Source organism: Nitrospira lenta, from assembly GCF_900403705.1.
GTDB lineage: Bacteria > Nitrospirota > Nitrospiria > Nitrospirales > Nitrospiraceae > Nitrospira_D > Nitrospira_D lenta.
Window position 1 is genome coordinate 870,110 of the sequence record NZ_OUNR01000001.1, and the last position, 22,250, is coordinate 892,359.

Consider the following 22,250-nt stretch of genomic DNA (forward strand, 5'->3'; position numbering starts at 1 on the left):
AGCGAGTACGACGTGCGCGAGTCGTTCAAAATCCTGCGGACGGTTTCATGACCTCTCGCAAGACACTCGTCGCGTAGGCTCCGGGAGGCAGTGCGAATGTGAGCGTGAGGGTCGTCCCATCAAGCGACCAGTCCAATTCAGCCAGCGGAACCCGCAAGGCTCGCCGTTCACCGCGAAAACCGCAATCTTTGGCTGCCGCAACCAAGGCCTCCTGCGTCGCGCCTGCCTCGATCACGACCGCTTGTTCGATCAAGCCGGGCTCCCCTTCTGCCCAGGACACGCGTGAGCCGAATAAGATGCCTGTCGGGCTGATCTCGAAACAATCGGCGCGGATCTGTTCTTTCTCCGCATCCTCGACCAAAAAACAGGCGCCGTTCTGTGACTTCATCGCCCAGTCGCCGACGAAGAGCCGATCCAGCCGATCGATGCGCCGGGCCAGGATGTGATTGAACAAATAGGACTGATAGCTGTTCAAATACCACATCCGTTTGGTCCGGCTCATCCGGTCACGTCGACGGGCATCGTGCAGCAGGACGGCGCCGACTTCATGGTTGTCGCCGCTTTTCCCCTGCCGTTGAGGACCGAAGTAATTCGGCACGCCGCGGCGGCTGAGTTCCGCGAGGACCGCCGGCACCGATTCCACCGCATGCGAGGCCACGTCACGAATCACCAGGCGAAACCGGTTGCCCGCATGATGGCCGGTCCGCAGACGATTGCGGTGCCGCCCCAGCACCTCCACCTTCAGCAACTGTTCATCGATCGCCAGCCGGGAAATCCGGTCTTGATCGACACCTTGAACCGAGACCATTTGAGTCGTCACGGCGCGCGCGTCTTTCAATCCGGCAACGCCGATCGCCTGCGCTTTCACTCCCAAGACCGACGAAAAGTTCTTCACCAGATCCGGCGTCGATAGTCCGCGCTTGGTCACGCTCAGGTATAAATGTTCGCCCTCCCCGCACGGGAGATACAACGGACGCTCCTCGACCTGAAAATCTTCGTGAGTCGCACGCATCACCCCGCCGATACCGGGGATTGAAGCGGTCAGAAACGGTTCGGCTTGTGTAGTCACTCTTCACCATCCGATAATTGCGTGATGGATAAATCTCGACACTTGCTTCGGGGAAAACCAAGACCCATGGTATATTGCCGTATGTGGAAATGCAGCCATCGATCCCTGTCCGATCATACCGGAAACGTGCCGGCGATGCCGCTGCTTATCGCTATCGCCTGTGCCTGTTTGGCAAATCTATATCCGCTTTCCGTCTCAGCCGATCCTGACCGGCCGGGGAAACACACCGACGTGTTCCGTCTGTTCACGCAACATATTCAACGGCAAATCGAGTTGGATAAAACGGCCTTCGCGCAAGCCAGCGGCTGCACGAACTGGTTCTATCATCAAGACAAACAACCTGCTGCGCCACCGATCGCCCAGCCCATCCGCTTGGATCTGGTCCTCCAGTCTCCCAATAAGGAAGAATGCCTGCGGGCATATCCGCGCGGGCTGGACTCGGTCCGTCAGGATTTTCAACGCACCCAAGCCTCGTTGTCGGTAAGCCTGACTTTTTACGAGTACGCCTTGGTGGGCGACCGCGATGACGATGGCCGCTACAGCCGGGCCGAGCTACAAGATATTTTCCCGGCCTTGGCCCTCACGTTTGATCCCAGTCGTTCTCCCGTCGCCCAGGCCGCCTCACTCGCCGGACGCTTCGACGACTGGTACCGCCTGCGAAATCTTGAACACCTGATGACCGGCATGGCCCAACTCTACGACAAAGGCTATCGGGTCTCACCGGCCGACCGAGCCGAGCTTGACCGAGTCACCAGATGAGGATGGTGCATTCGTGGCCTGACCGCGTCCGGGCGTTTGTCGGCGCCGGCCTGAGCGAACCCTTCTATCGCCTCTTCAGCCTATTTCCCCAGTGCGAAATCGGCTTGTCGCACCATGCCGTCACCCGCCTGACCTTTCCCCATCGGGTACTGGCCGGTCACCGGGCCGTCCATTTGAGCGATCTGCATCTCGACCGTTACCAATCCCGCCATGATCTGGTCGCCGGCGAGGTCAAAGGACTGGAGCCGGACTGGATTTTCATTACCGGCGATCTGTTGAATGTCCCGAAGGGCTTGCCGCACCTGTTTCGATTTCTCGCGCAACTGCGCGCCATCGCCCCGGTCTATATCACGCTGGGCAATCACGACCACTACAGCGGAGTCCCCGTCGAACAGTTCCGCGACTGGGCGGATCGGCATCAGATCACGCTGCTCATCAATGAGTCGGCGACGATTCACGCGAACGGCGGGGAACTGGCCCTTGTCGGAGTGGATGATCCGTCGCTGCACCGGGCCGATCTCCGATGCTTGCCCGCGCAGGCGCAACATCGGTTTACACTGCTGCTCGCGCATGCCCCGAACATTCTCGATCAAATGGAGCCGCAGCATCACGCCAACCTGATTCTGTGCGGGCACAGCCACGGAGGCCAGTGGAGGATTCCCGGCATTCCGACTATCTGGCTGCCGCCCGGCTGCAACGGCCGCATCGCCGGTCACCACGAGCTGCACGGCCATCGGCTGTATGTCAATCGCGGGCTCGGCTGGTCGTTTCTCCCGCTGCGGTGGAACTGCCGGCCGGAGATCGCCGTGATCGAATGGACCGTCGAATCAGCCGCCCCCGCGATCATGGCTGCGTGAGTCGTTCCAGCGCTTCCTTGGCGCGACTGCGCGTGGTCTGATCCCAATCTTCCTTCATCACTTCTTCAAGCTTGTCCCGGGCCTCGGGGGCGCGCAAACGGCCCAATCCCAAGGCTGCACAGGACCGGACATAGGCATGATCGTCTTCGAGCGCGACGAGTAACAGCGGGACGACCGAGCGGTCCTGCAGCACGCCCAAATGGCTGGCCGCCATCCCGCGAATGCGATGTTGCTTCTCTCCGACCGCACGGCGCAACGTGCTCACCCAAAGCTCTTTGAGCGCGGGCGCCGCCGCTTCAAGCCCGGTTGCCCGATACCCGTTCACTTCCGCCAGCGCGAATGACAGTTCGAGCTTTTTGTCTCGCACGGTTTCCCGTTGAAACGCCGCGAGCAAGCGATCCCGTCTTCGCCTTTGTTGGACACGCCGGCGGATTTTCTTGATGACCACCAGCACCAGCACAGCGATACCGAGCACCGCAGCGGCCAGCGGAATGGCCTGATCGACCACGTAGTCCTGCACGTCCAGCGAGAGACGTTTCCACACCCACACTGAGGTAATGACGATCCCCAGAAGGATGACGATGGCGCTCAGATTGGCCTGGCCCTGGTCGGCGCGTCGCAACATGGGAGCGGATCATACGGGCGCATCCCTCGCGCCGTCAATGAAGGATCCCCCTGCCAAGCCCCACCCAATGATGGCGCACCGTGCTCCCTTGACCCCTTGCCCGCGGCAGAATATGCTCCGTTCATGGAACTTCCCGACCTGAAAGACGACCCCTATCTCAAGTTGGTCAGACCCCTGGTGGAGGCCCACCAGGCATTCTGGCTTGTCGATAACCGTCATATCCGTTCATTGAAGCTGACGCCATCCCAATTCGACGTCATTGCGACGCTGGGAGATACGGATGGCATGACCTGCTCTGAATTATCCGCCAGAACCCTGGTCACCAAAGGGACCCTCACGGGCGTCCTCGACCGGCTGGTGGCCAAGGGATTGATTCGCCGCGAAACCGTCGACAGCGATCGCCGGCGAATCAGCGTCCGATTGACCGAGAAGGGCGACACGGTCTTCCGCAAAACGTACGGGGCGCATATCGCGTTTCTGAAACCGTTTTTCGAACAGGCATTGAGTCAGAAAGAGGTCGAGGCCGCACGGGTGCTGCTGCTCCGCCTTCGCGACAGCTTCAAGCGAGGCACGTCCTAGGCATGCGGTTGACCATTCTCGGCTCGGGCACAAATCTTCACCCGACCAGAGCCGCCGCCGGCTATCTGGTCCGCACCGACCAGACCATCCTGTTGGACTTCGGCCCCAGGACATTGTCCAATCTGCTGAAAACGGGCGTCGATCGCCATCGCATCACCCACATCCTGTTCTCGCATTTTCACGCCGACCACTTTTCAGACTTCATCACCTTCTACTTTGACGCGGTCATCTACACCAAGCATGGCGGCGGATGGCGCCCCGATCTCACCCTAATCGGCCCGCGCGGGGCAAAAGCCCTGTTCCGCAGTATCATGGCCACCTTCCCCAGCTTTTCCGACCCGCCGTTCCGGGTGCATCTGAAAGAAGTGACGGATCGAGCCTTGCGGGTCGGTGAGACCCTCATTACTCCCCGCCGAGTTGTTCATGTTCCCGATCTCAATAGTGTGGGGTATCGCATCGAGTACAAGGGAAAGACGCTGGTCTACTCAGGCGATGCGCAATACTGTGACAGCCTGGTGCGCCTCTGCAGAGACGCCGACGTGGCCGTGCTGGACTGCTCGTTCCCGGCCACGAAGCCGGGGCCAGTGCATATGCACGCGGGGGAATGCGGCCAGGTGGCGGAGGAGGCCGGCGTGGATCGCCTGGTGCTATCGCATTTCTATCCACCCGCAGATCGGGCCGACGTGAAAGCGCAGGCAGCGGAGAATTTTCGCGGGACGGTGATAAAGGGGAAGGATCTGCTCACAATTCGCATGTGAGGCGAGAGTGAAACCAGCCGGACTACAAGCCCTCTTCGCGGGGCTCCCCGCCGAGGATGTCGATGAGCGTCGTGAACCGCGCCGTCTTCACCGGCTCATCCATTTTGGAATAAATCGCCAGGAGATTCTTCACCATGCGGGAGAGGATGCCGCGAACCGGGCTATGCTGTAGATACTTGTCATCGAATCCATACCCGGCTTCCGTTAAGAATCGGGCGCAATTCTTTTCCGTCAACAGCGCGCCGCCGTTGAAGCAATCGATGAAAATCTTGTAGCGATCCGACTCGTACTTCACGAGGAAATGGCCCGGCATCCCGATGCCATGCAGCGGCAAACCCAGCCGCTGCCCGATGAGGAGATACACCACCGACAAGCTGATCGGGATCCCCACCCGCCGGTCGATCACGCGGTTTAGATAGCTGTTCTCGACTTCGTAATAGTTTTTGGTATTGCCCTTGAAGCCCTGCTCGGTAAACACATAGCGGTTCAGCGCATTGACCGTTTCTTCACCGGACGCGCGCGGACCGATCCGTTCCCGGACTTCCTGCGCCATCCTATCGAGAAGCCGGCCATATTCCGCCGTGTCGAGGAGAGGATAGGTATAACGGGCAATGAGAAACGCTCCCTGTTCCAGATTCATGGTCTGGTCAGGGCCTGCGGCCATGACCCGCATTTCGTCCTCGAGCTTGCCCCAACGAATCTCTTCCAGAATCGTCGCGATGCGATCCGCCATCTCCGGTTGCTCAATCTCGGCTTCCTGGAGCAACGGCACGGCCGAAGGACCAATGTCGATCAGCTTGTCGCTGATGGTCTCGACAATGCGCGCATCCTCATCCGACAACAACCGGATGAGCGCGCGTATTTGACTCTCTGGAATCACCATCATTGCAGATCCTTCTCTATCCTCAATCGGCAGGATGCTCAAAAAGCCCCCTATTCTCACCCGCCCAACCCCGGCGTGCCAAGACGCGCCGTTCCGCGGGCAAAGCCGCAGCGAGTGAAGGCCAGGAGGCGTACCCTCTGAGGTACGTCGAGGGCCCGAACAATGCGAGAACGCCGCGGGACAACACGTTCACTGTCCTGCCTGCTAGCCCATCGCCCGGCGGAACGCCTTGGCTCCACCGTACAAACACAATGCATCAAAAACAAGCATCACGACGACCGCCATCCCCACATGCGGTAGGGCATCGCTCCAATTGGTCAGAATCAGCGGCCGCACGGCGTCGATCGCCCAGGTCATGGGATTGAATTGCGCCAGGACACTCATCCAAGTCGGCATGGCCGTCAACGGCACCAGCGCCGAGCTAAGGAAAATCATCGGCAGCGACAGAAAGCCGAGGACCGAGAAAAAGTCGCCGTGGCTCTTCACCGAAAACGCCATCGCCATCGAGATGGCCGTCAACCCCACACCGAACAACATGCCGATCACGAGAATCATCGCCACACCGGCCAACCCTGTCGCCGGATGCACGCCGAAGAGAAACGCGATGCCCAGGATCACCAACACTTGCAGCGACGTGATCGTCATCACAAAGATAAACCGGCTGAGAATCACTGAACTCCGATGAATCGGCGCGGACATCAACCGTTCAAGAAATCCGTTCTCCTTATCAAAGAGCAAATCCACGCCGCCGGCCAGTCCGTTATTCAGCACCGTCATCACGACGACACCGGCCGCCAGGAAGCTGATGTAATTGGGTGCCTGTGTGACCTGCACATCCGCCGCCCGCTGAAACAGATTGCCGAAAAAGATCAGCCAGAACAGCATCGGCTGGACCAGCGTAAAGAGCATGCTGAATTTTTCCCGACTCAGTCGGCGGACCCACCGCATTGTCAGGGCCCCGATTTCTTGCCAATAGTGCGCCATGTATCTCCTAATTACTTTCTTCCGCCGGAGCCGCATCTTTTAACGAACGGCCCGTATGGGCGATAAAGACATCGTCCAACCGGGGACGGTGATAGTCAATAAAATCGAGGCGACAGTCCAGCTTGTTCGCCGCCTCTAAAATGGCCGGAAGCGCTTTTTCAGCGGACTCCACGCGAATATCGAGGCCGGTAGCCGTCGCATTTACGGTGCGAATGGCCGGCTGCCCATTGAGCGCGGAAGCCAAGGCGCCAAGCCGCGCGGTTTCCTTGATCGTGAGTGACACGATGTCGCCGCCGAGCGCCACTTTCAGTTCGGCCGGAGAGCCGATCGTTTTCACCTTGCCGCAATCGATGATCGCGAGGCGATCGCACAATTGATCGGCTTCGTCGAGATAGTTGGTCGTCATGACCACCGTCATGCCCCGCGCTTTGAGCATCCGGATATAGTCCCAGATCCGCAGCCGGCTCTGCACGTCCAACCCCAAGGTCGGCTCATCCAAAAAGAGAATCTTCGGGTTCGGCAGCAGACCGCAGGCAATATCGAGCTTCCGCTTCATGCCGCCCGAATAAGTCTTCGCCGGGCGATCCGCATGCTCTTCAAGTTCGACCAGCTTAAGCAGCTCGGCAATCCGCTTTGTGGCTTCTTCCTTCGTCAGATGGTAGAGCGCCCCCAGCAATTCGAGATGCTCGCGCCCGGTGAGGAATCGGTCGATGGCCCGCTCCTGCGGCACATAGCCGAACAGCGTCCGCACCAGATCCGCCTCGCGCACCGTATCGTGCCCGAGCACCGTGGCGGTGCCGGATGTCGGATGCAGCAGCGTGATGAGCGTGCGCAGCGTCGTGCTTTTCCCGGCGCCGTTCGGCCCCAGCAAGCCGAAGATTTCGCCGGCATACACCTGAAAAGAAAGATCGTCGACCGCTTTATGGCCGTCGTAGCTCTTACAGAGCCGATTCACATCAATCGCAATTGTCCGGTCCATTACCCCCAACCCTTCGCGCCTTGTTGATCATGCACCATGAACTGGATCAGGTCGCTCAGACGACGCGCCCGCTGGTGGAGACCTTCGGCTTCTATAAGAAATTGTTTTTCCAATGGTGTGCAGTCCAAATACGTCGAGAGCGTATTGACGAGGACTTCGTCTTTCACCTCGTCGCGGAACAATCCTTCCCACGTCGCCGCATCTTCCCGCGCACGCAGGTATTTCTCCAACACCTTCATCAGGGCCTGGCGCACTTCCGGGGCCAGCGACGGCTCGACAGCCGCCTTCTTCAAGGCCACCCGGGCCTCCCGATAGGGCTTCTCAAAAAACTCTTCTTGAATTTCGTACCGCTCCAACCCCTGGAGCAGGATATTCGACCGACCGTCCGGCAATGGCTCCACGCTGAGAAGACGCCCCACACAGCCGATCGGATAAATCGCCGGATGGCCGTAGTAATCCGTCTCCCACCCTTCCTTCAGCAGGGCCATCGCGACACACTGTCCGCCCGCCGCGGCGTCTGCCACCATCTGGCGATAGCGCGGCTCAAAAATATGGAGCGGCAGATACGTCTTCGGGAAAAAGACCACGTTGGGCAACGCAAACACCGGAACACGTTCCGGAATGATGAACGGGACGGCGTTGTCGTAGGGGTCTCTCGTGGGTTGGTCGCGCTCGCGATCAATCTGCATGACTCACGATAGCCGAGAGTTGTGAAAATTGTCAACGCCGGGACCGGCGCTCATCTGCATGCGAGACAGCGCGAAAGGCCTCACCAATACTGGTGATTTGTGCGCGATCTTTCTCGCATGCTATAAGCCGCACGAGGACCGACATTGCCCTGATCGTGAGCCATGATATCCCTTACCATTCATCTCGCAAGACGGCTGAAGCGAATCGCACTCACCGGACTCTGCTTGCTCCCCGTGCTCACAGGTGGAGCGTTGGGAGCACCGGCCGATCCGCCAACTACTTCGTTTCGCCTGGCGCAAGAGGGCTATCTGTACGAGTTTCCACGCGACCACGGCTCGCATGACGCCTTCCGCACCGAATGGTGGTACTACACCGGCCACCTAGAAACCGCCGAGGGCCGGCGATTCGGATTTGAACTCACGTTCTTTCGCCGCGCGATTGCGCCCGATCAAGTCGAAACGCGCCCCTCCCGTTGGTCAGTCGATCAGCTCTATCTGGCTCATCTCGCCGTCACGGACATCACGGGCAAGCGCTTCCACTTTCACGATCGCATCAGCCGCGCCGGTTTAGGCAAGGCGGGAGCCGACCCCACTCATCTGCACGTCTGGCTCGATCAATGGCGCGCAGAATCGTCCGATGGGGCTGGCGATCAGCAGAAGCTCGAGGCCAAGGCCGATGGCGTCGCGCTTTCTCTGACGCTCGATCCCGCCAAACCGCCGGTCGTGCATGGAGAGCGAGGGATCAGCAAAAAAGGAGCGGCAGCGGGACAAGCGTCACACTACTATTCATTCACCAACCTCGCGACAGCGGGCAATTTGACAATCGGCACCGAAACCTACCGCGTCACCGGCACCAGTTGGATGGATCATGAATTTGGCTCAGCGGACTTAAGCGCAGACCTCGCCGGGTGGGATTGGTTCAGCATTCAACTCGCCGACAAGCGTGAACTCATGGTCTATCGCCTCCGTCATACCGATGGATCATCAGACCCCGCCTCCAGCGGAACGCTCGTCTTAGCAGACGGTCGCACACAGCACCTGTCGGCCACCGACATCCAATTGACCCCGCTCGATACCTGGACCAGTCCAACGAGCAAAGCCACCTATCCCGGCCGCTGGCAGCTTTCTATTCCCTCACTCGGACTTGTGCTGAATCTGACCCCGCTCCTGGCCGATCAGGAATTGCGCACGACACGCAGCACACAGGTGACCTACTGGGAAGGGGCGGTCGATGTGACGGGAACGGAGCAGGGAAAGCCCCTCAACGGCCGGGGCTATATCGAAATGACAGGCTACGCGGAGCGGATCAAACAGAAGCTGTAAGCAGCAGGTCGGGTCAGTCCTCGGTCATCCGATCCACCACACGATCCCATTCTTTGATCGCCGGCTTCACATGGTGTTCAAGATGGGTCAGTGCGGCATACAGCCGCCCCTCATATTCTTCTCGCTTGGCGCTTGTCGTGGGAAGGGGCTTGAGAAGCGCCGTCAGTCCTTGGATCTCCTCGATCGCCTCAAGCAGTTCCTCAATGAAGTTACACTCATTTGACCTGAGTACTACTTGATTGCTTTAACAGAGCCTCGCGTATAGCGGAGATAACCGCCTCAGGCTTTTCTAATGGAATGCCATGTCCGCTATCTACCCATATTTGTTTAGAGCCGGGGTAAAACCGGGCGACGTCCTTACGTTTTGCGTTTGCATCATCCGCCAACGGTGATCTTTCTTTCATCGGCTCAGATGCGCTTAGAACGAACACCGGTTTGTTTAGCAAGGTTGGAAAACGGAGAAGCTGCTCGCCAGTTTGAGGAAGCAGGTCGAGTTCTTCCTTAGCCGTACCTGTCACTAAAACGCCAAGTAAACCTTGAACCAAGAATGACTGCCTATCCAAGGAACCTTCGCCCTCAAGTTGCTTGGGGTGAGTAGAGTCGACGAGAATAAGCGCGCTCACTTCATCTGGGTAGCGTCGGGCAAAAAGCTGCATGTACAAACCGCCCAGTGAGTGCCCCACCAGAATGTAGGGCGGGTTCACACCTTTGCTTCGAAGTAGCATTCGCAGTTCATCCACTATGTGCAACCCGTCACGGGGCGTTGATACGGGATCGCTGCTCCCATAACCAGAACGGTTGTAGGCGAATGTCGTGGTGTCTTTTGAGATTTCCGGTATTACTTTTTTCCACCACTCCATTCTTCCACCCAGTCCGTTTTCAAAAACAACGGGGACGGTGCCATGCTGAGTCAGTGCGAACTCGGTATGGCGATCATTGATTTTCTCTGTAGTTGAATTGGGCAGTGATGCGCAACTAGTGAGCAACGCCACCAATAGAACGGCAATGCCTTGTATGACCGTTTTCATGATTCGGCCTCGCCATCTCATGTTAACAAGAGCAACGGGGGCTGCCCCTTAAATTATCCTACTTCTACACCGCAAGCTTGGCGACACGAAGTTCTTTGCGGCGCTGCTCGGCATGCCACAGGTCATACTGGGTTTGCTGATTGAGCCAGCTCGCAGACGATGTGCCGAACGCCATCGACAGGCGAACCGCCATCTCGGGACTAATCCCCGCTCGACCATTTAGAATGGCAGAAAGGGGTTTTCTGCTGATACCCAACGCCTGGGCAGCCTGCGTGACACTCAAACTGAGCGGCTCTAAACACAAGTGCTTAATGATGGTCCCTGGGTGAGGGGGATTGTGCATTCGCATAGAGTAACCTTGTCAGTGATAATCCTCGTAATCGACTGCCTCTGCGTCCTTACCGACAAACCGAAACGTGAGCCGCCAGTCTCCACTGACTGACACAGCCCAGGTACCTTTTCTGTCACCCTTGAGCGGATGAAGGTCTAACCCTGGCAGCACCATATCCCGTGGCGAAGTGGCCGCGTTCAATTGGGCTAGGATAAGGCACACCCGCTCCGCATGTTGGGCCTGGATACCCGACTTACTCCCGGTCTCGAAGAACCGGCCCAAGCCTTTATGCTTAAAGCTTCGGATCACGCGACGTACTGCAACCCATTGCGTTACGATACTCAAGTTGCTGGAAGAGCGCGTTGACACGAAACGGCAATGGTCATGTCCTTATCACAACCACATCTTCCCCTTGCAGGATAGGGGGGGCATTACTGTTGACTAGATCTGATTGATCGCCCGAGGCGACACCACTGGCAAACTCAGCCGGCGCTTTCAAAGACCAGCTGGAGCACCTTCTTAGCCAATGTGCTTATGTTCGGTGTGAGCACCGGGCCAATGCCAACCATAAAACTCAAAAGTCCCAGAATAGGGACATTCTGATTTTCGGAGAGATCCTGATCAACTCACACTACTAGAAAACCACAATATCCCCGTTTCCTCCGCTGACTCTTTGCTTGAACCGATTATCCATTATGCATCAGCATATGCCTTGAGCAGTTCATCATGCTTATTGCGGGATGAGATATGAACCAACACTGTGCGCCCGAGTTTAACGGTGGGATGAAATGCAATGTTCTTGGAAAACCAAAACACTTCTTCCATCGGCTCGCTTTCATGCCAAGTCGTCATAACAAACTCACTGGCTGGGATTTCAGCAGGCTCGAACTGTTCTATATTTGCGAGATCTACTGAATCATTCCAGGAGCTGCAATTCTCCCCCCCAAGCCATCATATAGAGACAACCGGATGGACCAACCAATCACTTATTGAGGATTGCCATTCTGGCGATACGGCACTTTCAATGATGACCACTGCCCGAAAGGGTTCGGACATCCCGATTGTCGGCGGGGTGGTTCCCGGCTCAATTTGGACGTACTCGATGCTCTCGGTCATGATGCATAACCGATAAATCTGTTAAACAAAAAATGCAGGGGCAGTCCTTTCAGTTTACTCAAAACTAATTCACCCACGCCATATCCGACAAAATTAAGGGGTCTGCCCCGTGAATTCAGCTCCGTGTGGGATGTCGCTCAGCACAAGCTGCCGACGCTGAAAACAACTGTGACCCGCATACTGAACCAGGCACACTGACACGGCCAACAAGCCCCACGAGGCAACCCCGAGATCTGCCTCGTACATCTCGCTGAACCAGCCCATGGCTCGATGTCGGTCCTATTGAACCATGGTCATTGCTAGCTCATAGTTCAGAAACAGATCCACGCGCAACTCGTCAGCTTGTCGCACGAAGACAGGGCTTTCAAGCCCTGAGATCGTGACCTTCGCCGTGGGCCCGAGAGCAGATTTCGTCTTAACCATCTCAACGGCAATATTCTTAAGAAGCGCATCTCGGTACTGTTCTGGATTGTCTACCGCCAACTGCATGTGGCCGAAGTCGATTTTCGCGTCGTCAGGCAGGCGCACGCCTTTGATAAATTCATTGATGGCTGTCGCGCACCGAAAAACATCCTTGTCACAACTACCAAGAGGCGACAGGATATGAAGATGGGCCTGCGACATCCCGCCATAACCACCGGATGAAAAGCTTTGGAGTTTTTTCGCAGGATGCGCAGAAAGCGCCACTGGGCCAACATGCACGTGAATCCCCTTGCTCGCGGCAGCCATCCTGACTATCGCCGCTTTGGCTTGAGCAATGATGTTGAATTGTTTCGCGGTGTCTTTGTGATCACCTTGAATCGTCAGTGGCATGGACACATAGTCGGCTTCCATGCGAATAGCCGCAGACACCGACGGACGATCGGAGTAGGCAAATACAACGAGGGAGCTTGAGCTGAAACTGTCATCAGCATGCACACTCGCTACAACGAGTACGCTCGCCAGAGCGCCTGCGATGAGTCCCCAAAACATACAGCCCCCTTTCATTAATATTTGCTACGCGGCCTGGAGCACGAATTCGACCTTAACCCAACGGCGCTAACCGGCCACCACCGCGCAACGCGTGAGAGAAATCCAACAACGCAGCTGTTGGACGGTTCGTGTTCAGTACCTAGTTAGGGCACACTCTTGATGAACTCGAAGACTTCGCAGTGATTCCATGCCAACGCACTCCTACCTTCATCAGGAAACACAAAGGCGTCATCACTCGAAGGATAGCAAAAGTCGTCCCAGTACGCGACGAAGGTCTGCCAGGGCAAAGAGATTGCGGTTTCGCGACTCCATACGACGAGTACGCGAGCGCTCGCGGGGATGGGCAATGCCCCCAGCCAAGCCCGCGTGGCTTCTGGATCTTCAAGAGCTTGATGTGAAATGGCAGCAACAGTGCCTCGAGGAAACAACTGTTCGCCGCGACGATAGAGAGGCTCGGCGTCATGAGTTCGCAGTGGCGCCAGCGATGCGAGAACTTCTGGGGGGAGAGCGGCGTGGGATGCCTGAGTCCATCGCCACGCTAGCGGAAACTCTTCGATACCCACGCGATACTCCCCGATTCGGTCTAATAATGTTTAGGCAAATCCGCATTGGAAACGGATCTACCCACTTCAGTCCGAGCTTACAAAGGGGTCTACCCCCTTAAACTCTCTCAACGGGGAAGTGGTTCGCTACAGCGCGCCGGTTAGGTCTCCCGCTCTGGAAACTGCAATGCAACCTGCTCAAGCTCACGAATAGATACTCCCAACTGTGACTGGTCAAACTGCAATTTGAAATGTAAACGATTGCCAATGCCCGGCTGGTCTGAGACCTCCCCGCGAAGCTCGATGTGCCCCTTGCCATCTCCAACGAGCCGCAAACTTAACTGCTCCTCCATCGTCGTGAAAACTGCCGTGCCGTTCAAAGTCTGGTAAAGCGGTTGAAGCTGTGCCAAGAACTTGGTTAAGTCGACGGTGATGATGGCAGCTGCCGCTTTGCCGCGAAACCCTCCGGCCTGCACTCGAATCTCGATCCCCAGCCAGTTGTCATCAAAATATTCGCCGACAGGCGCACGCTCGTAGCCATACACCTCAACCTCGATGCGCTCCTGCTCTGAATGACCGAATGAGAATTTCATGTCGCGTGATGTGGCCTAACAATGTTTCGACCGGACTGCATATGAATCGAATCGGCCATTACCTGTCCGCATGACACACCGTCAATGATCGCGAACAATACGCCATCATCGACGCTCGTTCAATGCGCTACGTTCTATTCTTCTTTGCTTCCCCTTTCAGCGAGGCGGCTGGCGGAGTCTCACCTGCGCGCGTCGAACGAGGCCCTTCAGAGGGCGCGCGTTCCGCGAGCACAGAGACTTGCCAACCGCCTCGCGCCCCTTCTTGACTCCGCAACGAGGCCTATGATTAGGTCCACGACTGTCATGCTGCTTCGTACCGTATTCAGATTGGCGTCGCTCGCCCTCCTCATCTTCAGCCTCGGCTGCGAGAAAGAGAGCGAGTCGATTGTCTCCATCGCACTGCACCCGACCAATACGCAGATTCTCTACGTCGCCACGAACGATGCGGTCTACAAGTCCCGCGATGCCGGAGCGTCGTGGGAACGCTTTCCGAGTTTCAGCGCACGCCGCGTGACCACGCTGGCCATCGACCCGCAGTTCCCGGCCACGATCTACGCCGGCACCATGGCCGACGCCGTCTATAAAAGCCCGGACGGCGGACAACATTGGCTCCCCCACAACGTCGGCCTCAAGGAACACGTCTCGTTTATTAATGAATTCGTTTTTGATTCAACCAATAACGAGCAGATCTACATCGCGACGACCGTCGGCGCCTTCTCTACAAAAGACGGGGGACGTGAATGGGAAGAGCGGATGGCGGGGATGAAAGAGGTGCACATCGTTGTGTCGATCGCGATCCACCCGACGAATCCGCGCATTCTCTATGCGGGCACTACCGGCGGCGTGTATCGATCGGAGGACGGTGCGGCCTCATGGAAGAAGATCAACACCGGTCTCATCCCCGAGACGGAACTGATGGGGGCGATGGCGCTGGGCGTGAATGCAATTGCCATTGACCCGGTCACACCGAACATCGTGTATGCCGGAACGACGAAAGGCTTATTCCGCACCGCCGACAGCGGCAATTCATGGGAGCGAATCGGGGGAGGGCTGAAAGATCCCTTTGTCAGCAGCATGCTGATCGATCCGAGACAACCAGCACAGCTTTATATCGGTGGGCCGGGCGGGGTCTGGAAGAGTCTGGATAGCGGCAAAACCTGGCAGGCGATGAACGCGGGGCTCACGTCCTTGAACATCCGTTCGCTGGCCATGAGCCCCAAGAATCCCCAAGACCTCTTCGTCGGCACCAACGGCAGCGGCCTCTACCATTCCACCGACGGCGCCACAAACTGGACGCCCATGCCGTTGAAAGCCGCTGCCGCTAAGAGTTAGCTCTCAGCAACTTGTCAGGCGGCTGATCAAAAATCCCGTCCAGCAAGGCCGCAGCGAGCGAGAAGACGAGGCGTACTTTGTACTGTACGTGGAGCCTTTGAGCGCCGCGAGAACGCTGCTGGCGGAATTTTTCAGCAGCCGTTCAGTAGCCCGTCTTCGCTCCTGCACTGCCATGCTGATACCGGCTGCTATAGGAGAGCATCTGATCGGAGAGGCCCTTCCATTCGTCGGCCGTCATCAACTCTTTCATCTTGAACCGCAGGCTCAGAATCTTCGCCGAGGTCTTCATGCGCTGATTGTTCCCCTCATCGAGGACCTTGGTGAATTCCTCAGGGGAGACCGTATAGCTCGCATTGAGCGTATACAGCTGGCGATGATAGGCGCGCTCCTGCTCTCGGCCCGCCTTCAATTCCGTGACGATCTCACTAACCAGAGCCTTCACCTGCGTGGCCTTGGCCGGATCCTTTACCGTCCGATCGATCAACCCCGCCATGTCCTGCTGCCCTTTTTGCCAATAGGCGTCGCTCTTGCCCGACTCCATCATCCCGTGATGATGATGGGAGGAACAGCCGCCTAACGCCAACAGCCCGACGACCGACAACACCATCCAACGCATCTTCGTCATACTACCCTCCTGTGACAACCTACCGGTGAACATTTCCGACAGCCCTTGTGACTACGAATCATCTTACCGTATCATCCAGGCTACGACCATGCCTGAACCAGTTGTTCCATCACTCGATCCCTTGCAGAGCCTGCGCGAGGAGTTCCGGTCTCATCTGGAAACCTTCTATGCGCAGCTCAAGCTCGCGCCGCCCTATGAAAGCGTGGAGAAAGCGATCCGGACCCTGACGACCGCCGTCCATGCGCTCCCGAAACCGGATCAGGCGCGGCTCTCGGCGGATCCGGTCCAGCGCTGGGCGCAGTTCCGCCAAGCGTTCGACCAGTCCGGCCTCAGCAAGAAACACCGCGGCATCATCGCCGGTCTCGCACGCAATCGTTCGGCCCTAAACCTGCCTCCCGAATACGACCACTTTTTAGGATTGTTCAACGCGTAGCTGACGCCCGGCCGGCCACCACGTCTTCGAACTCCTGCTGCAACCGCGCGAGCCGGTTGTTCTCCAAGCGATAGGCCATCACCACCGTCACCAGGCCGGAAAAAATAAAGAACAATCCGAGGGTGAGAATCCCGCTAGCCATCAGCACTCCGCTAGAGCTGGACAAGCCCCCTTCCACCGCATAGCTGATGATCGTGGCCAGCGTCCCGACCGTGACGATGAGGAACCAGGCGCCGGTAAGGATCGCCGAGGCCCAGGGCGTGCGCTTCGTCGACGCCAATATCACCGCCTCGCCGTCGACCTGGAGATCAATCGTGGCCTTCATCGGCCAGATCCAGAGAAATGCCCAGAGGGTCGGATAGCGGGGACGAAGGAGGAGGCGATTGCTCTCGATGAACAACCGGACCACCCCATGCCGCATCGGCAGGAGCCCCAGCTTATCGAAGCAGGTGTGGATCTGTGCGAGACTCGTCGCCTCCAACCGCGCGGCTCCACGCCCGACCTTGCAGCCGTAGCGGCTCGCCTCGACAGAGAGGGTGCGGAAATACCAGCGATCGCCCACGAGCAATCCGAGAAACAACGCACCGGCAAATAATCCTGCAAGCATCATGGCGCGTACCTATCCCACAGGCGCGCGGCATGAATCAAGACAGCACGGCCGGGCCGTCTTCCGCTCCTGCGTGCCGAAGCAGATATCCTCAGAAGAATCAGTTGACTCACCTCCACGACTTGGCTACAGTAGCGCCGTTTGCAATCCAGGCGGGCCTCTCGCGTCTCACACGGGTTCCCCGCCTTTTGTTTTTTCCCAGATGGTTGGGTTCCACGCCAGGCTGCTCCTTAGGCGCGGCCACCCCCAATTCATGCGGGTTTCGGAGGACTCATGGATTTGAAGAAAGTTGAGCGGGTCTATACGTCGTACGCCGGCGTCTACGATCAGATTTTCGGCAAGGTGTTCCACGAAGGACGCGAATCCGCGATCCGCAATTTGAACGTGCAACCGAACGAGCAGATCCTCGAAGTCGGCGTCGGTACCGGCCTCGCCCTTCCGATGTACCCGCGGCATTGCAAGATTACCGGAATCGATCTCTCCGAAGGCATGCTGGGCAAGGCAAAAGAGCGCGCGGAGATGCATCGGCTGACGCATGTGCAGCTCCACCGCATGGATGCCGGCGCCATGGAATTTGCCGACAGCAGTTTCGATACAGTCGTTGCGGCCTACGTCGTCACCGCCGTGCCGGACCACCGCAAAGTCGTCAATGAAATGATCCGCGTCTGCCGCCCCGGCGGCCGCATCATCATGCTCAACCACTTCAGCAACGGCAACAAGATCATCGCCGCGATGGAGAAAGTCATCTCTCCGCTCACGAAGCACCTGGGATGGCGCACCGACCTGTCGCTGCACACCGTCCTGGAAGGCACATCGCTGCAGGTCGCGCGCAAGCAGAACGTGAACCCGCTGCGCTTCTGGGCATTAGTGGAATGTGTGAACGGAAAGAACGGGCAGGTCGTGAAGAACGGAAACGGCACCGCGGTCTATTCGAACGGCAATGGCCACGCGACCGAGCACCACACCAACACCAACGGCCACTTCGCGAACGGGCACTCGCACTAGCCCAACTCAGGCCCGCCGCTTCACCGCGCTTATGCCCTGGCGTCGCCTCGGGAGCGCCAGGATTCCCACTCCCGACCAGGAATAATCGTGGTCCCCACCAGACAGCTTCCCGCATACCGCTGTGCAATGCGATCAGCCAAGATGGTCAGTACGCGGCTCACCTGCCGATCCGGCGTACCGAGCGCGCGAAGAACGACACCGAACCCCTCGCCGTCCTGCGCTCCGTAGACCAACACGCGCACCGCATTCCCGCGCGGGCTCTGACCATCGCCGGCCGGCGTCAGATCCCCCTCCCATCGCGACGACATGCCGTTCGCACGCCGCTTCTTCGAGATGGCCCAGGAGCACGGCACCCCTGCGTCTTCGAGTTCCATTAAAAACCATGCGATGGTGGGAGCTTCCCCGGAGTGCCCTTGGAACGTCCAGCGTGCCAATTCCGGGAGCACCTGCTCCGTCAAAATCGGCGTGGCAATCTCTTCCAAATGCGCGTCCTCGCACACCGCGTAGAGCTCGCCCTGCGGATCAAACCAGAATCGCAGCCGGCCGTCGTTGCACTCCGCTTGAATCACACTGAGCGCCGACGAGTCACTCCCCTCCTGCTCAAAGATCGAAAAATCCGTCACCCCATTCATCACCAGCTTCGCCACCCGCACCATCCCGCGCAGCTGATAGCGGATCGTCATCGATACCGTAGTATCGGCCAGCACATCGCGTCCGGACTCTTCGTCGAACAGCCGGCGCTTCGACATCTGCAAGTCCGTCACATAGCCGGAACGAAAGCCACCCGTGTGAGCCATCAGCCAGCGCAGATCTTCAACTGTCTTAATTGCGTGTTGCATAAGCATGGATTGTAACGCAGCCCCATAGGCAACGGCTAGAGACAACGGCCTGCAGGCTGCTCAAAAAGACCGTCCAGCAAGGCCGCAGCAAGCGAAGAGGCGACATCGTACTTTGTGCCGTACGGTGAGCCTCTAAGCGCCGCGAGAACGCCACTGGCGGGTTTTTTCAGCAGCCTGCTAGGGATGCCGCCACCAGGACACCACCGGAGGGATGCGCCGCCGACGCAACGTCACGCGCAATTCACAGGAACGTTCGCACTTCAAGCCTGCCGTCTGACAAAGACCGGCGGCCACGTCGGCTTCTTCCTGCCCCTGATTGACCATCACGAACAACCCGGACGGATTCAAATTCATGGCGATGCGCGCGAACAAGGCCTGTGGCGCGAGAAACGTCAACGGCATGCGCCACGCCAATACCGGTGTTGGGGTTACGAAGGGATACCAGGCCACGATCGTATCGGCTGGCTGCGCATACTGCGCATAGTCGGCAATGACAAAATCCGTCTGCGGCAGCTTGTGCACGTAGCCCTGCGCATAATCGTGACGGCTGTAGCCATTATAATAAATGCGATGGCCTTCCACTTCGACGCCCGTCAGGGCCGACGGCAGGAAAAAGGCATGGAGCGCCCGGGCATACCAAAAATTGGACGCGCCGACATCGTGCACCACGCCGCCGACCGGCCGAGGCTGTCCCCAGGCCGTCCAGGCCTGATCGAGAATGTCGAGATAGTCGTAGTTCTTTAGCGTCGTGAGCGCGGCGCAGTGCTGTTCAAACCGAACATCGAACTGGCGCCGTAACCGGGCAATTCTCGCCTGCTGGCTCCCGCTGAGATGCGTCAGTTGCTCCACCGGCCGTTCGCGATACAGACCGCGTGACCATTCCAACCCTTCGCCGAGCCAGTACCAGAAGGCGTGATACCCTGAACGAATCCGCTGCGGCAGCGAATAGCGTGGCGCGGAGGTAACGACAGCCGGCAGCGTTCGCTCAGCCTCCTGCACCGGATAGTCGACTTCGGCAATCATGTATTACTTTTCGGCCATTTAGCGGAAAAGCTGAAGAGGGGGAAGAGAGAATTAGCCTACAGATCGATGTTCGCGCACACAGTGGACGGTTTATCTTCCGAACTTCCGACCGACCGAATTATGCGCCTCAATCGATATCTTGGATCTCGGGAGAGTGCGCCGAAGGATGTGGACGATACATCGATTTGTTGATGTACCCATGCCGCCTCACTCTGTAGCCGCGCGAGGCGGGACGAGAAAATGGATGGAGGAAGAAAAACCTCTTCCTCCTCGTTCCGATGAGTACTCCCTCCGGATCACTCCTAGCGATACGACAGTGCCAGCAGCCCGCTCCCCACAACAGCAAGGCCGGCGGCAACCATCGGCAACGATTCCCCGAACAGGCTAAGGAGTGTGAATTGCAACCCAACCATCGGCAGGACAAATGATCCAAGGCCAAAGACCAGACACCACGTACCCCATTGCCTCATTGTTTCCTCCTTGTTGAAAAGAACGCGCCCGTACCATCGAACCTGCGTCTATCGCTCTGAGGATCGGTCTTCCGCCATGGCTCTACAAAGCCGTTGTCCGGTATGATTCAAACGTCATCACTCCAAGAAACCCTACCAACAGTAAATAATATGCGGCGTAGCTCCATCGTGTGGCTGGAGATACATCATAGTAGGACCCGGAGAACGACTCTCCCTTACGCATGGTTGAAAGCAGATGGGGGACTGCCATGACCGCGATGAGCAACAACATGGGACTATGGCTCCACGCAAAGAGCGCGACGATGAGCGGCGCTCCAACCCACCAGGTCTTGGGGGAAATGATCGAGGTGATCCGCCCGCCATCCAAGGGAGAGAGCGGAATCAGGTTAAAGAGGTTGATCATAAATCCAGCGTAAGCGAGGGCACGCAGCAATGGACTGTGCGTGGAATTGGCCGCATAGTAGCAACCCATCGCCGCAACTGTGCCCACAACGGGACCCGCCATCGCCACATACGCTTCTGTTTCGACATCCATCGGTTGCGCTTTCAACTGAATCCACGCGCCGACAAACGGAATGAATGTCGGTGCGCCAACCTCTAGCCCTCGCTGCTTCGCAGCGGCAAAATGCCCCATCTCATGACAGAATATGAGCCCCACCAATCCGACGGCATATGGCCACCCGTACACAAAACTATAGGTAACGACCGAAAGAACCATCGTGCCGGAAGTTAGCAAGACCTTGCCAAACTTCACACCGGACAAAAGCGCGATGAGAGTTTTCATGATATAGACGCTTCCGCTGGCTACACAGAGGAAGAGGTCGATGACCGGCCTTTGACGAGCTTCCAGACCCAGGCCCCAATCCCTGCCGCACCAATCAGAATGACTTTCTTAAATGCGACGACCATGACAAGCAATTTTGCCAATAGGCCTGACTTGAACGCGGCCCCGGCCACCAATGCCGCAAGTCCCACCGCAGCAACTTTGTCGGTGGTGCCGTTAAAGTCAGCGTACTTCTTACCGTCGACAAAGTTGAGATTGGTCAGGAGTGTAGCGGCATGCGGTTTTAAGGCGGGGAGTTGATCCAGACCTGACACGAGATTCATGCTCATATACCCATGACGGCCAAGCGCCAAGGTATTGTAGTTGACGCTTGCGCCATGACCGCCATCGGCGGAAATCGCCCATACGACTTTATTGGTAGCTTGATCGTAATGCGGCTTTTCTTCCCATCCGCGGACGACGAGCGGATGAATGCCCATTTCTTGCCGCTTCGCGTTTGATTCCTCTGTCCCTTCTTTGATCGAAGCGAGCATTTCGTCGGCATCCCAATTGGTCGCATCATCATCACGGACAAAACCAGCCTCCACGAACCGAATGACCATGAACCAGTCCTCATCCTCGGATCCTCCCGCGACCAATCCAAGCTCCTCCCCGGAAGGAAAATTCCCCATAGCCTTCAGAAGGCGCTGCGTTTCATGCGGATCTAGAAACACATACCCTTGAGGAATGTTGAGTACCGCTTGATCGCCCAACCTCGCTTCCAGGGGACCTTTTTGCCAGGCATATGTTGGCGTTGCCGGGGCGGCCTCTTCAGCAATGGACAAATCGCCACCGCTCCATGCCAGGGCGATGACGATGAAACAGGCCAACCATCGCATTCGCATCACATCGATCTTCATCTGACGCTCCCCTCTTTTACTTGACCGACTACGGTAGTACATCTAATCATTTATTTATTATCACACCTAATAAAATAAATATTCCGCCAGCCTCCAGTGCCCGTGTCGATACAGAACCTACCGACTTGACCGCGCTTTTAGGTTTA

26 protein-coding genes and 1 pseudogene are annotated in these 22,250 nt (G+C 57.6%); 8 read left to right on the forward strand and 19 right to left on the reverse strand.

Annotated elements, in window-relative coordinates:
- Positions 1–25 precede the first annotated feature (25 nt).
- The gene (gene truD, locus NITLEN_RS04120; RefSeq protein ID WP_121988292.1) at positions 26–1,069 is read right to left on the reverse strand and encodes a tRNA pseudouridine(13) synthase TruD; all 1,044 of its coding nucleotides are present in this window, start codon (positions 1,067–1,069) and stop codon (positions 26–28) included.
- A gap of 135 nt (positions 1,070–1,204) precedes the next feature.
- Here truD and NITLEN_RS04125 point away from each other — a divergent pair, with 135 nt between their 5' ends.
- Positions 1,205–1,828, forward strand: coding sequence for a hypothetical protein (locus NITLEN_RS04125; protein ID WP_146216090.1), 624 nt, complete (start codon positions 1,205–1,207; stop codon positions 1,826–1,828).
- Entirely contained in the window at positions 1,825–2,685 is an 861-nt protein-coding gene (locus tag NITLEN_RS04130; protein WP_121988294.1) for a metallophosphoesterase, read from the forward strand. The genes NITLEN_RS04125 and NITLEN_RS04130 overlap by 4 nt, the downstream gene beginning before the upstream one ends.
- Here NITLEN_RS04130 and NITLEN_RS04135 read toward each other — a convergent pair.
- On the reverse strand, positions 2,672–3,310 hold the full coding sequence (locus NITLEN_RS04135) for a HEAT repeat domain-containing protein (RefSeq protein WP_121988295.1): 639 nt from the start codon (positions 3,308–3,310) through the stop codon (positions 2,672–2,674). The genes NITLEN_RS04130 and NITLEN_RS04135 overlap by 14 nt on opposite strands.
- A 123-nt stretch (positions 3,311–3,433) precedes the next feature.
- Between NITLEN_RS04135 and NITLEN_RS04140 the strand changes: the two genes are divergently transcribed.
- Positions 3,434–3,889 carry a MarR family winged helix-turn-helix transcriptional regulator gene (locus NITLEN_RS04140; RefSeq protein ID WP_121988562.1) on the forward strand — a complete coding sequence of 152 codons (456 nt, stop codon included), beginning with the start codon at positions 3,434–3,436 and terminating at the stop codon, positions 3,887–3,889.
- Between the two features lie 2 nt (positions 3,890–3,891).
- Complete coding sequence (locus NITLEN_RS04145; RefSeq protein WP_121988296.1) at positions 3,892–4,647, forward strand: MBL fold metallo-hydrolase; 756 nt, start codon at positions 3,892–3,894, stop codon at positions 4,645–4,647.
- A gap of 22 nt (positions 4,648–4,669) precedes the next feature.
- Here the strand turns inward: NITLEN_RS04145 and NITLEN_RS04150 are convergent, their stop codons facing one another.
- From NITLEN_RS04150 to NITLEN_RS04165, 4 genes are all read right to left on the reverse strand, one after another.
- The gene (locus NITLEN_RS04150) at positions 4,670–5,533 is read right to left on the reverse strand and encodes a SirB1 family protein (RefSeq protein ID WP_121988297.1); all 864 of its coding nucleotides are present in this window, start codon (positions 5,531–5,533) and stop codon (positions 4,670–4,672) included.
- A 201-nt stretch (positions 5,534–5,734) separates the two neighbouring features.
- Positions 5,735–6,514 (reverse strand): ABC transporter permease, encoded by a 780-nt coding sequence (locus tag NITLEN_RS04155; protein WP_181416622.1) that lies wholly within the window; start codon positions 6,512–6,514, stop codon positions 5,735–5,737.
- Between the two features lie 7 nt (positions 6,515–6,521).
- A complete protein-coding gene (locus NITLEN_RS04160) occupies positions 6,522–7,493 on the reverse strand; it encodes an ATP-binding cassette domain-containing protein (protein ID WP_121988299.1) in 972 nt (323 codons plus the stop codon).
- Positions 7,493–8,182, reverse strand: a complete 690-nt coding sequence (locus NITLEN_RS04165; protein ID WP_121988300.1) for an LON peptidase substrate-binding domain-containing protein — start codon at positions 8,180–8,182, stop codon at positions 7,493–7,495. Before NITLEN_RS04165 ends, NITLEN_RS04160 begins: the two co-directional genes overlap by 1 nt.
- Before the next feature lie 162 nt (positions 8,183–8,344).
- Between NITLEN_RS04165 and NITLEN_RS04170 the strand changes: the two genes are divergently transcribed.
- Complete coding sequence (locus NITLEN_RS04170; protein ID WP_121988301.1) at positions 8,345–9,505, forward strand: lipocalin-like domain-containing protein; 1,161 nt, start codon at positions 8,345–8,347, stop codon at positions 9,503–9,505.
- 215 nt (positions 9,506–9,720) lie between these two features.
- Here NITLEN_RS04170 and NITLEN_RS04175 read toward each other — a convergent pair whose 3' ends face one another.
- The 6 genes and pseudogenes from NITLEN_RS04175 to NITLEN_RS04200 form a co-directional block, all read right to left on the reverse strand.
- Positions 9,721–10,533, reverse strand: coding sequence for an alpha/beta fold hydrolase (locus NITLEN_RS04175; protein ID WP_121988302.1), 813 nt, complete (start codon positions 10,531–10,533; stop codon positions 9,721–9,723).
- A 64-nt stretch (positions 10,534–10,597) separates the two neighbouring features.
- Entirely contained in the window at positions 10,598–10,882 is a 285-nt protein-coding gene (locus tag NITLEN_RS04180; protein WP_121988303.1) for a HigA family addiction module antitoxin, read from the reverse strand.
- Positions 10,883–10,894: 12 nt separating this feature from the next.
- Entirely contained in the window at positions 10,895–11,173 is a 279-nt protein-coding gene (locus NITLEN_RS04185; protein WP_121988304.1) for a type II toxin-antitoxin system RelE/ParE family toxin, read from the reverse strand.
- A 384-nt stretch (positions 11,174–11,557) separates the two neighbouring features.
- A pseudogene (locus NITLEN_RS18785) lies at positions 11,558–11,980 on the reverse strand (DUF7684 family protein).
- A gap of 279 nt (positions 11,981–12,259) precedes the next feature.
- Entirely contained in the window at positions 12,260–12,952 is a 693-nt protein-coding gene (locus NITLEN_RS04190) for a hypothetical protein (protein WP_121988305.1), read from the reverse strand.
- Positions 12,953–13,655: 703 nt separating this feature from the next.
- Positions 13,656–14,087 (reverse strand): WapI family immunity protein, encoded by a 432-nt coding sequence (locus NITLEN_RS04200; protein ID WP_121988307.1) that lies wholly within the window; start codon positions 14,085–14,087, stop codon positions 13,656–13,658.
- Between the two features lie 282 nt (positions 14,088–14,369).
- On the opposite strand from NITLEN_RS04200, the gene NITLEN_RS04205 reads away from it, so the two are divergent.
- Positions 14,370–15,419, forward strand: a complete 1,050-nt coding sequence (locus NITLEN_RS04205) for a WD40/YVTN/BNR-like repeat-containing protein (protein ID WP_146216091.1) — start codon at positions 14,370–14,372, stop codon at positions 15,417–15,419.
- Between the two features lie 142 nt (positions 15,420–15,561).
- Here the strand turns inward: NITLEN_RS04205 and NITLEN_RS04210 are convergent, their stop codons facing one another.
- Positions 15,562–16,044, reverse strand: coding sequence for a hypothetical protein (locus NITLEN_RS04210; RefSeq protein WP_121988309.1), 483 nt, complete (start codon positions 16,042–16,044; stop codon positions 15,562–15,564).
- An 88-nt stretch (positions 16,045–16,132) separates the two neighbouring features.
- Between NITLEN_RS04210 and NITLEN_RS04215 the strand changes: the two genes are divergently transcribed.
- A complete protein-coding gene (locus tag NITLEN_RS04215; protein WP_121988310.1) occupies positions 16,133–16,477 on the forward strand; it encodes a hypothetical protein in 345 nt (114 codons plus the stop codon).
- On the opposite strand, the gene NITLEN_RS04220 is transcribed toward NITLEN_RS04215, so the two are convergent.
- The gene (locus NITLEN_RS04220; protein WP_121988311.1) at positions 16,467–17,087 is read right to left on the reverse strand and encodes a hypothetical protein; all 621 of its coding nucleotides are present in this window, start codon (positions 17,085–17,087) and stop codon (positions 16,467–16,469) included. The genes NITLEN_RS04215 and NITLEN_RS04220 overlap by 11 nt on opposite strands.
- Before the next feature lie 276 nt (positions 17,088–17,363).
- Between NITLEN_RS04220 and NITLEN_RS04225 the strand changes: the two genes are divergently transcribed.
- Entirely contained in the window at positions 17,364–18,089 is a 726-nt protein-coding gene (locus NITLEN_RS04225; RefSeq protein ID WP_181416624.1) for a class I SAM-dependent methyltransferase, read from the forward strand.
- Between the two features lie 29 nt (positions 18,090–18,118).
- Here NITLEN_RS04225 and NITLEN_RS04230 read toward each other — a convergent pair whose 3' ends face one another.
- From NITLEN_RS04230 to NITLEN_RS04245, 5 genes are all read right to left on the reverse strand, one after another.
- The gene (locus NITLEN_RS04230) at positions 18,119–18,928 is read right to left on the reverse strand and encodes a hypothetical protein (protein WP_146216092.1); all 810 of its coding nucleotides are present in this window, start codon (positions 18,926–18,928) and stop codon (positions 18,119–18,121) included.
- A 177-nt stretch (positions 18,929–19,105) separates the two neighbouring features.
- Positions 19,106–19,951, reverse strand: coding sequence for a class I SAM-dependent methyltransferase (locus tag NITLEN_RS04235; RefSeq protein WP_121988314.1), 846 nt, complete (start codon positions 19,949–19,951; stop codon positions 19,106–19,108).
- 302 nt (positions 19,952–20,253) lie between these two features.
- Entirely contained in the window at positions 20,254–20,421 is a 168-nt protein-coding gene (locus NITLEN_RS18020; protein ID WP_181416625.1) for a hypothetical protein, read from the reverse strand.
- Between the two features lie 82 nt (positions 20,422–20,503).
- Complete coding sequence (locus NITLEN_RS04240) at positions 20,504–21,208, reverse strand: site-2 protease family protein (protein ID WP_121988315.1); 705 nt, start codon at positions 21,206–21,208, stop codon at positions 20,504–20,506.
- 17 nt (positions 21,209–21,225) lie between these two features.
- Entirely contained in the window at positions 21,226–22,104 is an 879-nt protein-coding gene (locus tag NITLEN_RS04245) for a DUF2167 domain-containing protein (RefSeq protein ID WP_181416626.1), read from the reverse strand.
- Positions 22,105–22,250: the final 146 nt, after the last annotated feature.

What these genes read in the sequence shown, in the direction of transcription:
- NITLEN_RS04125 (WP_146216090.1), top strand. Translation starts at nt 1,205, where the DNA reads ATGCCGCTGCTTATCGCTATCGCCTGTGCCTGTTTGGCAAATCTATAT.
- NITLEN_RS04130 (WP_121988294.1), top strand. Translation starts at nt 1,825, where the DNA reads ATGAGGATGGTGCATTCGTGGCCTGACCGCGTCCGGGCGTTTGTCGGC.
- NITLEN_RS04135 (WP_121988295.1), bottom strand. Translation starts at nt 3,310, where the DNA reads ATGTTGCGACGCGCCGACCAGGGCCAGGCCAATCTGAGCGCCATCGTC.
- NITLEN_RS04140 (WP_121988562.1), top strand. Translation starts at nt 3,434, where the DNA reads ATGGAACTTCCCGACCTGAAAGACGACCCCTATCTCAAGTTGGTCAGA.
- NITLEN_RS04145 (WP_121988296.1), top strand. Translation starts at nt 3,892, where the DNA reads ATGCGGTTGACCATTCTCGGCTCGGGCACAAATCTTCACCCGACCAGA.
- NITLEN_RS04150 (WP_121988297.1), bottom strand. Translation starts at nt 5,533, where the DNA reads ATGATGGTGATTCCAGAGAGTCAAATACGCGCGCTCATCCGGTTGTTG.
- NITLEN_RS04155 (WP_181416622.1), bottom strand. Translation starts at nt 6,514, where the DNA reads ATGGCGCACTATTGGCAAGAAATCGGGGCCCTGACAATGCGGTGGGTC.
- NITLEN_RS04160 (WP_121988299.1), bottom strand. Translation starts at nt 7,493, where the DNA reads ATGGACCGGACAATTGCGATTGATGTGAATCGGCTCTGTAAGAGCTAC.
- NITLEN_RS04165 (WP_121988300.1), bottom strand. Translation starts at nt 8,182, where the DNA reads ATGCAGATTGATCGCGAGCGCGACCAACCCACGAGAGACCCCTACGAC.
- NITLEN_RS04170 (WP_121988301.1), top strand. Translation starts at nt 8,345, where the DNA reads ATGATATCCCTTACCATTCATCTCGCAAGACGGCTGAAGCGAATCGCA.
- NITLEN_RS04175 (WP_121988302.1), bottom strand. Translation starts at nt 10,533, where the DNA reads ATGAAAACGGTCATACAAGGCATTGCCGTTCTATTGGTGGCGTTGCTC.
- NITLEN_RS04180 (WP_121988303.1), bottom strand. Translation starts at nt 10,882, where the DNA reads ATGCGAATGCACAATCCCCCTCACCCAGGGACCATCATTAAGCACTTG.
- NITLEN_RS04190 (WP_121988305.1), bottom strand. Translation starts at nt 12,952, where the DNA reads ATGTTTTGGGGACTCATCGCAGGCGCTCTGGCGAGCGTACTCGTTGTA.
- NITLEN_RS04200 (WP_121988307.1), bottom strand. Translation starts at nt 14,087, where the DNA reads ATGAAATTCTCATTCGGTCATTCAGAGCAGGAGCGCATCGAGGTTGAG.
- NITLEN_RS04205 (WP_146216091.1), top strand. Translation starts at nt 14,370, where the DNA reads ATGATTAGGTCCACGACTGTCATGCTGCTTCGTACCGTATTCAGATTG.
- NITLEN_RS04210 (WP_121988309.1), bottom strand. Translation starts at nt 16,044, where the DNA reads ATGACGAAGATGCGTTGGATGGTGTTGTCGGTCGTCGGGCTGTTGGCG.
- NITLEN_RS04215 (WP_121988310.1), top strand. Translation starts at nt 16,133, where the DNA reads ATGCCTGAACCAGTTGTTCCATCACTCGATCCCTTGCAGAGCCTGCGC.
- NITLEN_RS04220 (WP_121988311.1), bottom strand. Translation starts at nt 17,087, where the DNA reads ATGATGCTTGCAGGATTATTTGCCGGTGCGTTGTTTCTCGGATTGCTC.
- NITLEN_RS04230 (WP_146216092.1), bottom strand. Translation starts at nt 18,928, where the DNA reads ATGCAACACGCAATTAAGACAGTTGAAGATCTGCGCTGGCTGATGGCT.
- NITLEN_RS04235 (WP_121988314.1), bottom strand. Translation starts at nt 19,951, where the DNA reads ATGATTGCCGAAGTCGACTATCCGGTGCAGGAGGCTGAGCGAACGCTG.
- NITLEN_RS18020 (WP_181416625.1), bottom strand. Translation starts at nt 20,421, where the DNA reads ATGAGGCAATGGGGTACGTGGTGTCTGGTCTTTGGCCTTGGATCATTT.
- NITLEN_RS04245 (WP_181416626.1), bottom strand. Translation starts at nt 22,104, where the DNA reads ATGAAGATCGATGTGATGCGAATGCGATGGTTGGCCTGTTTCATCGTC.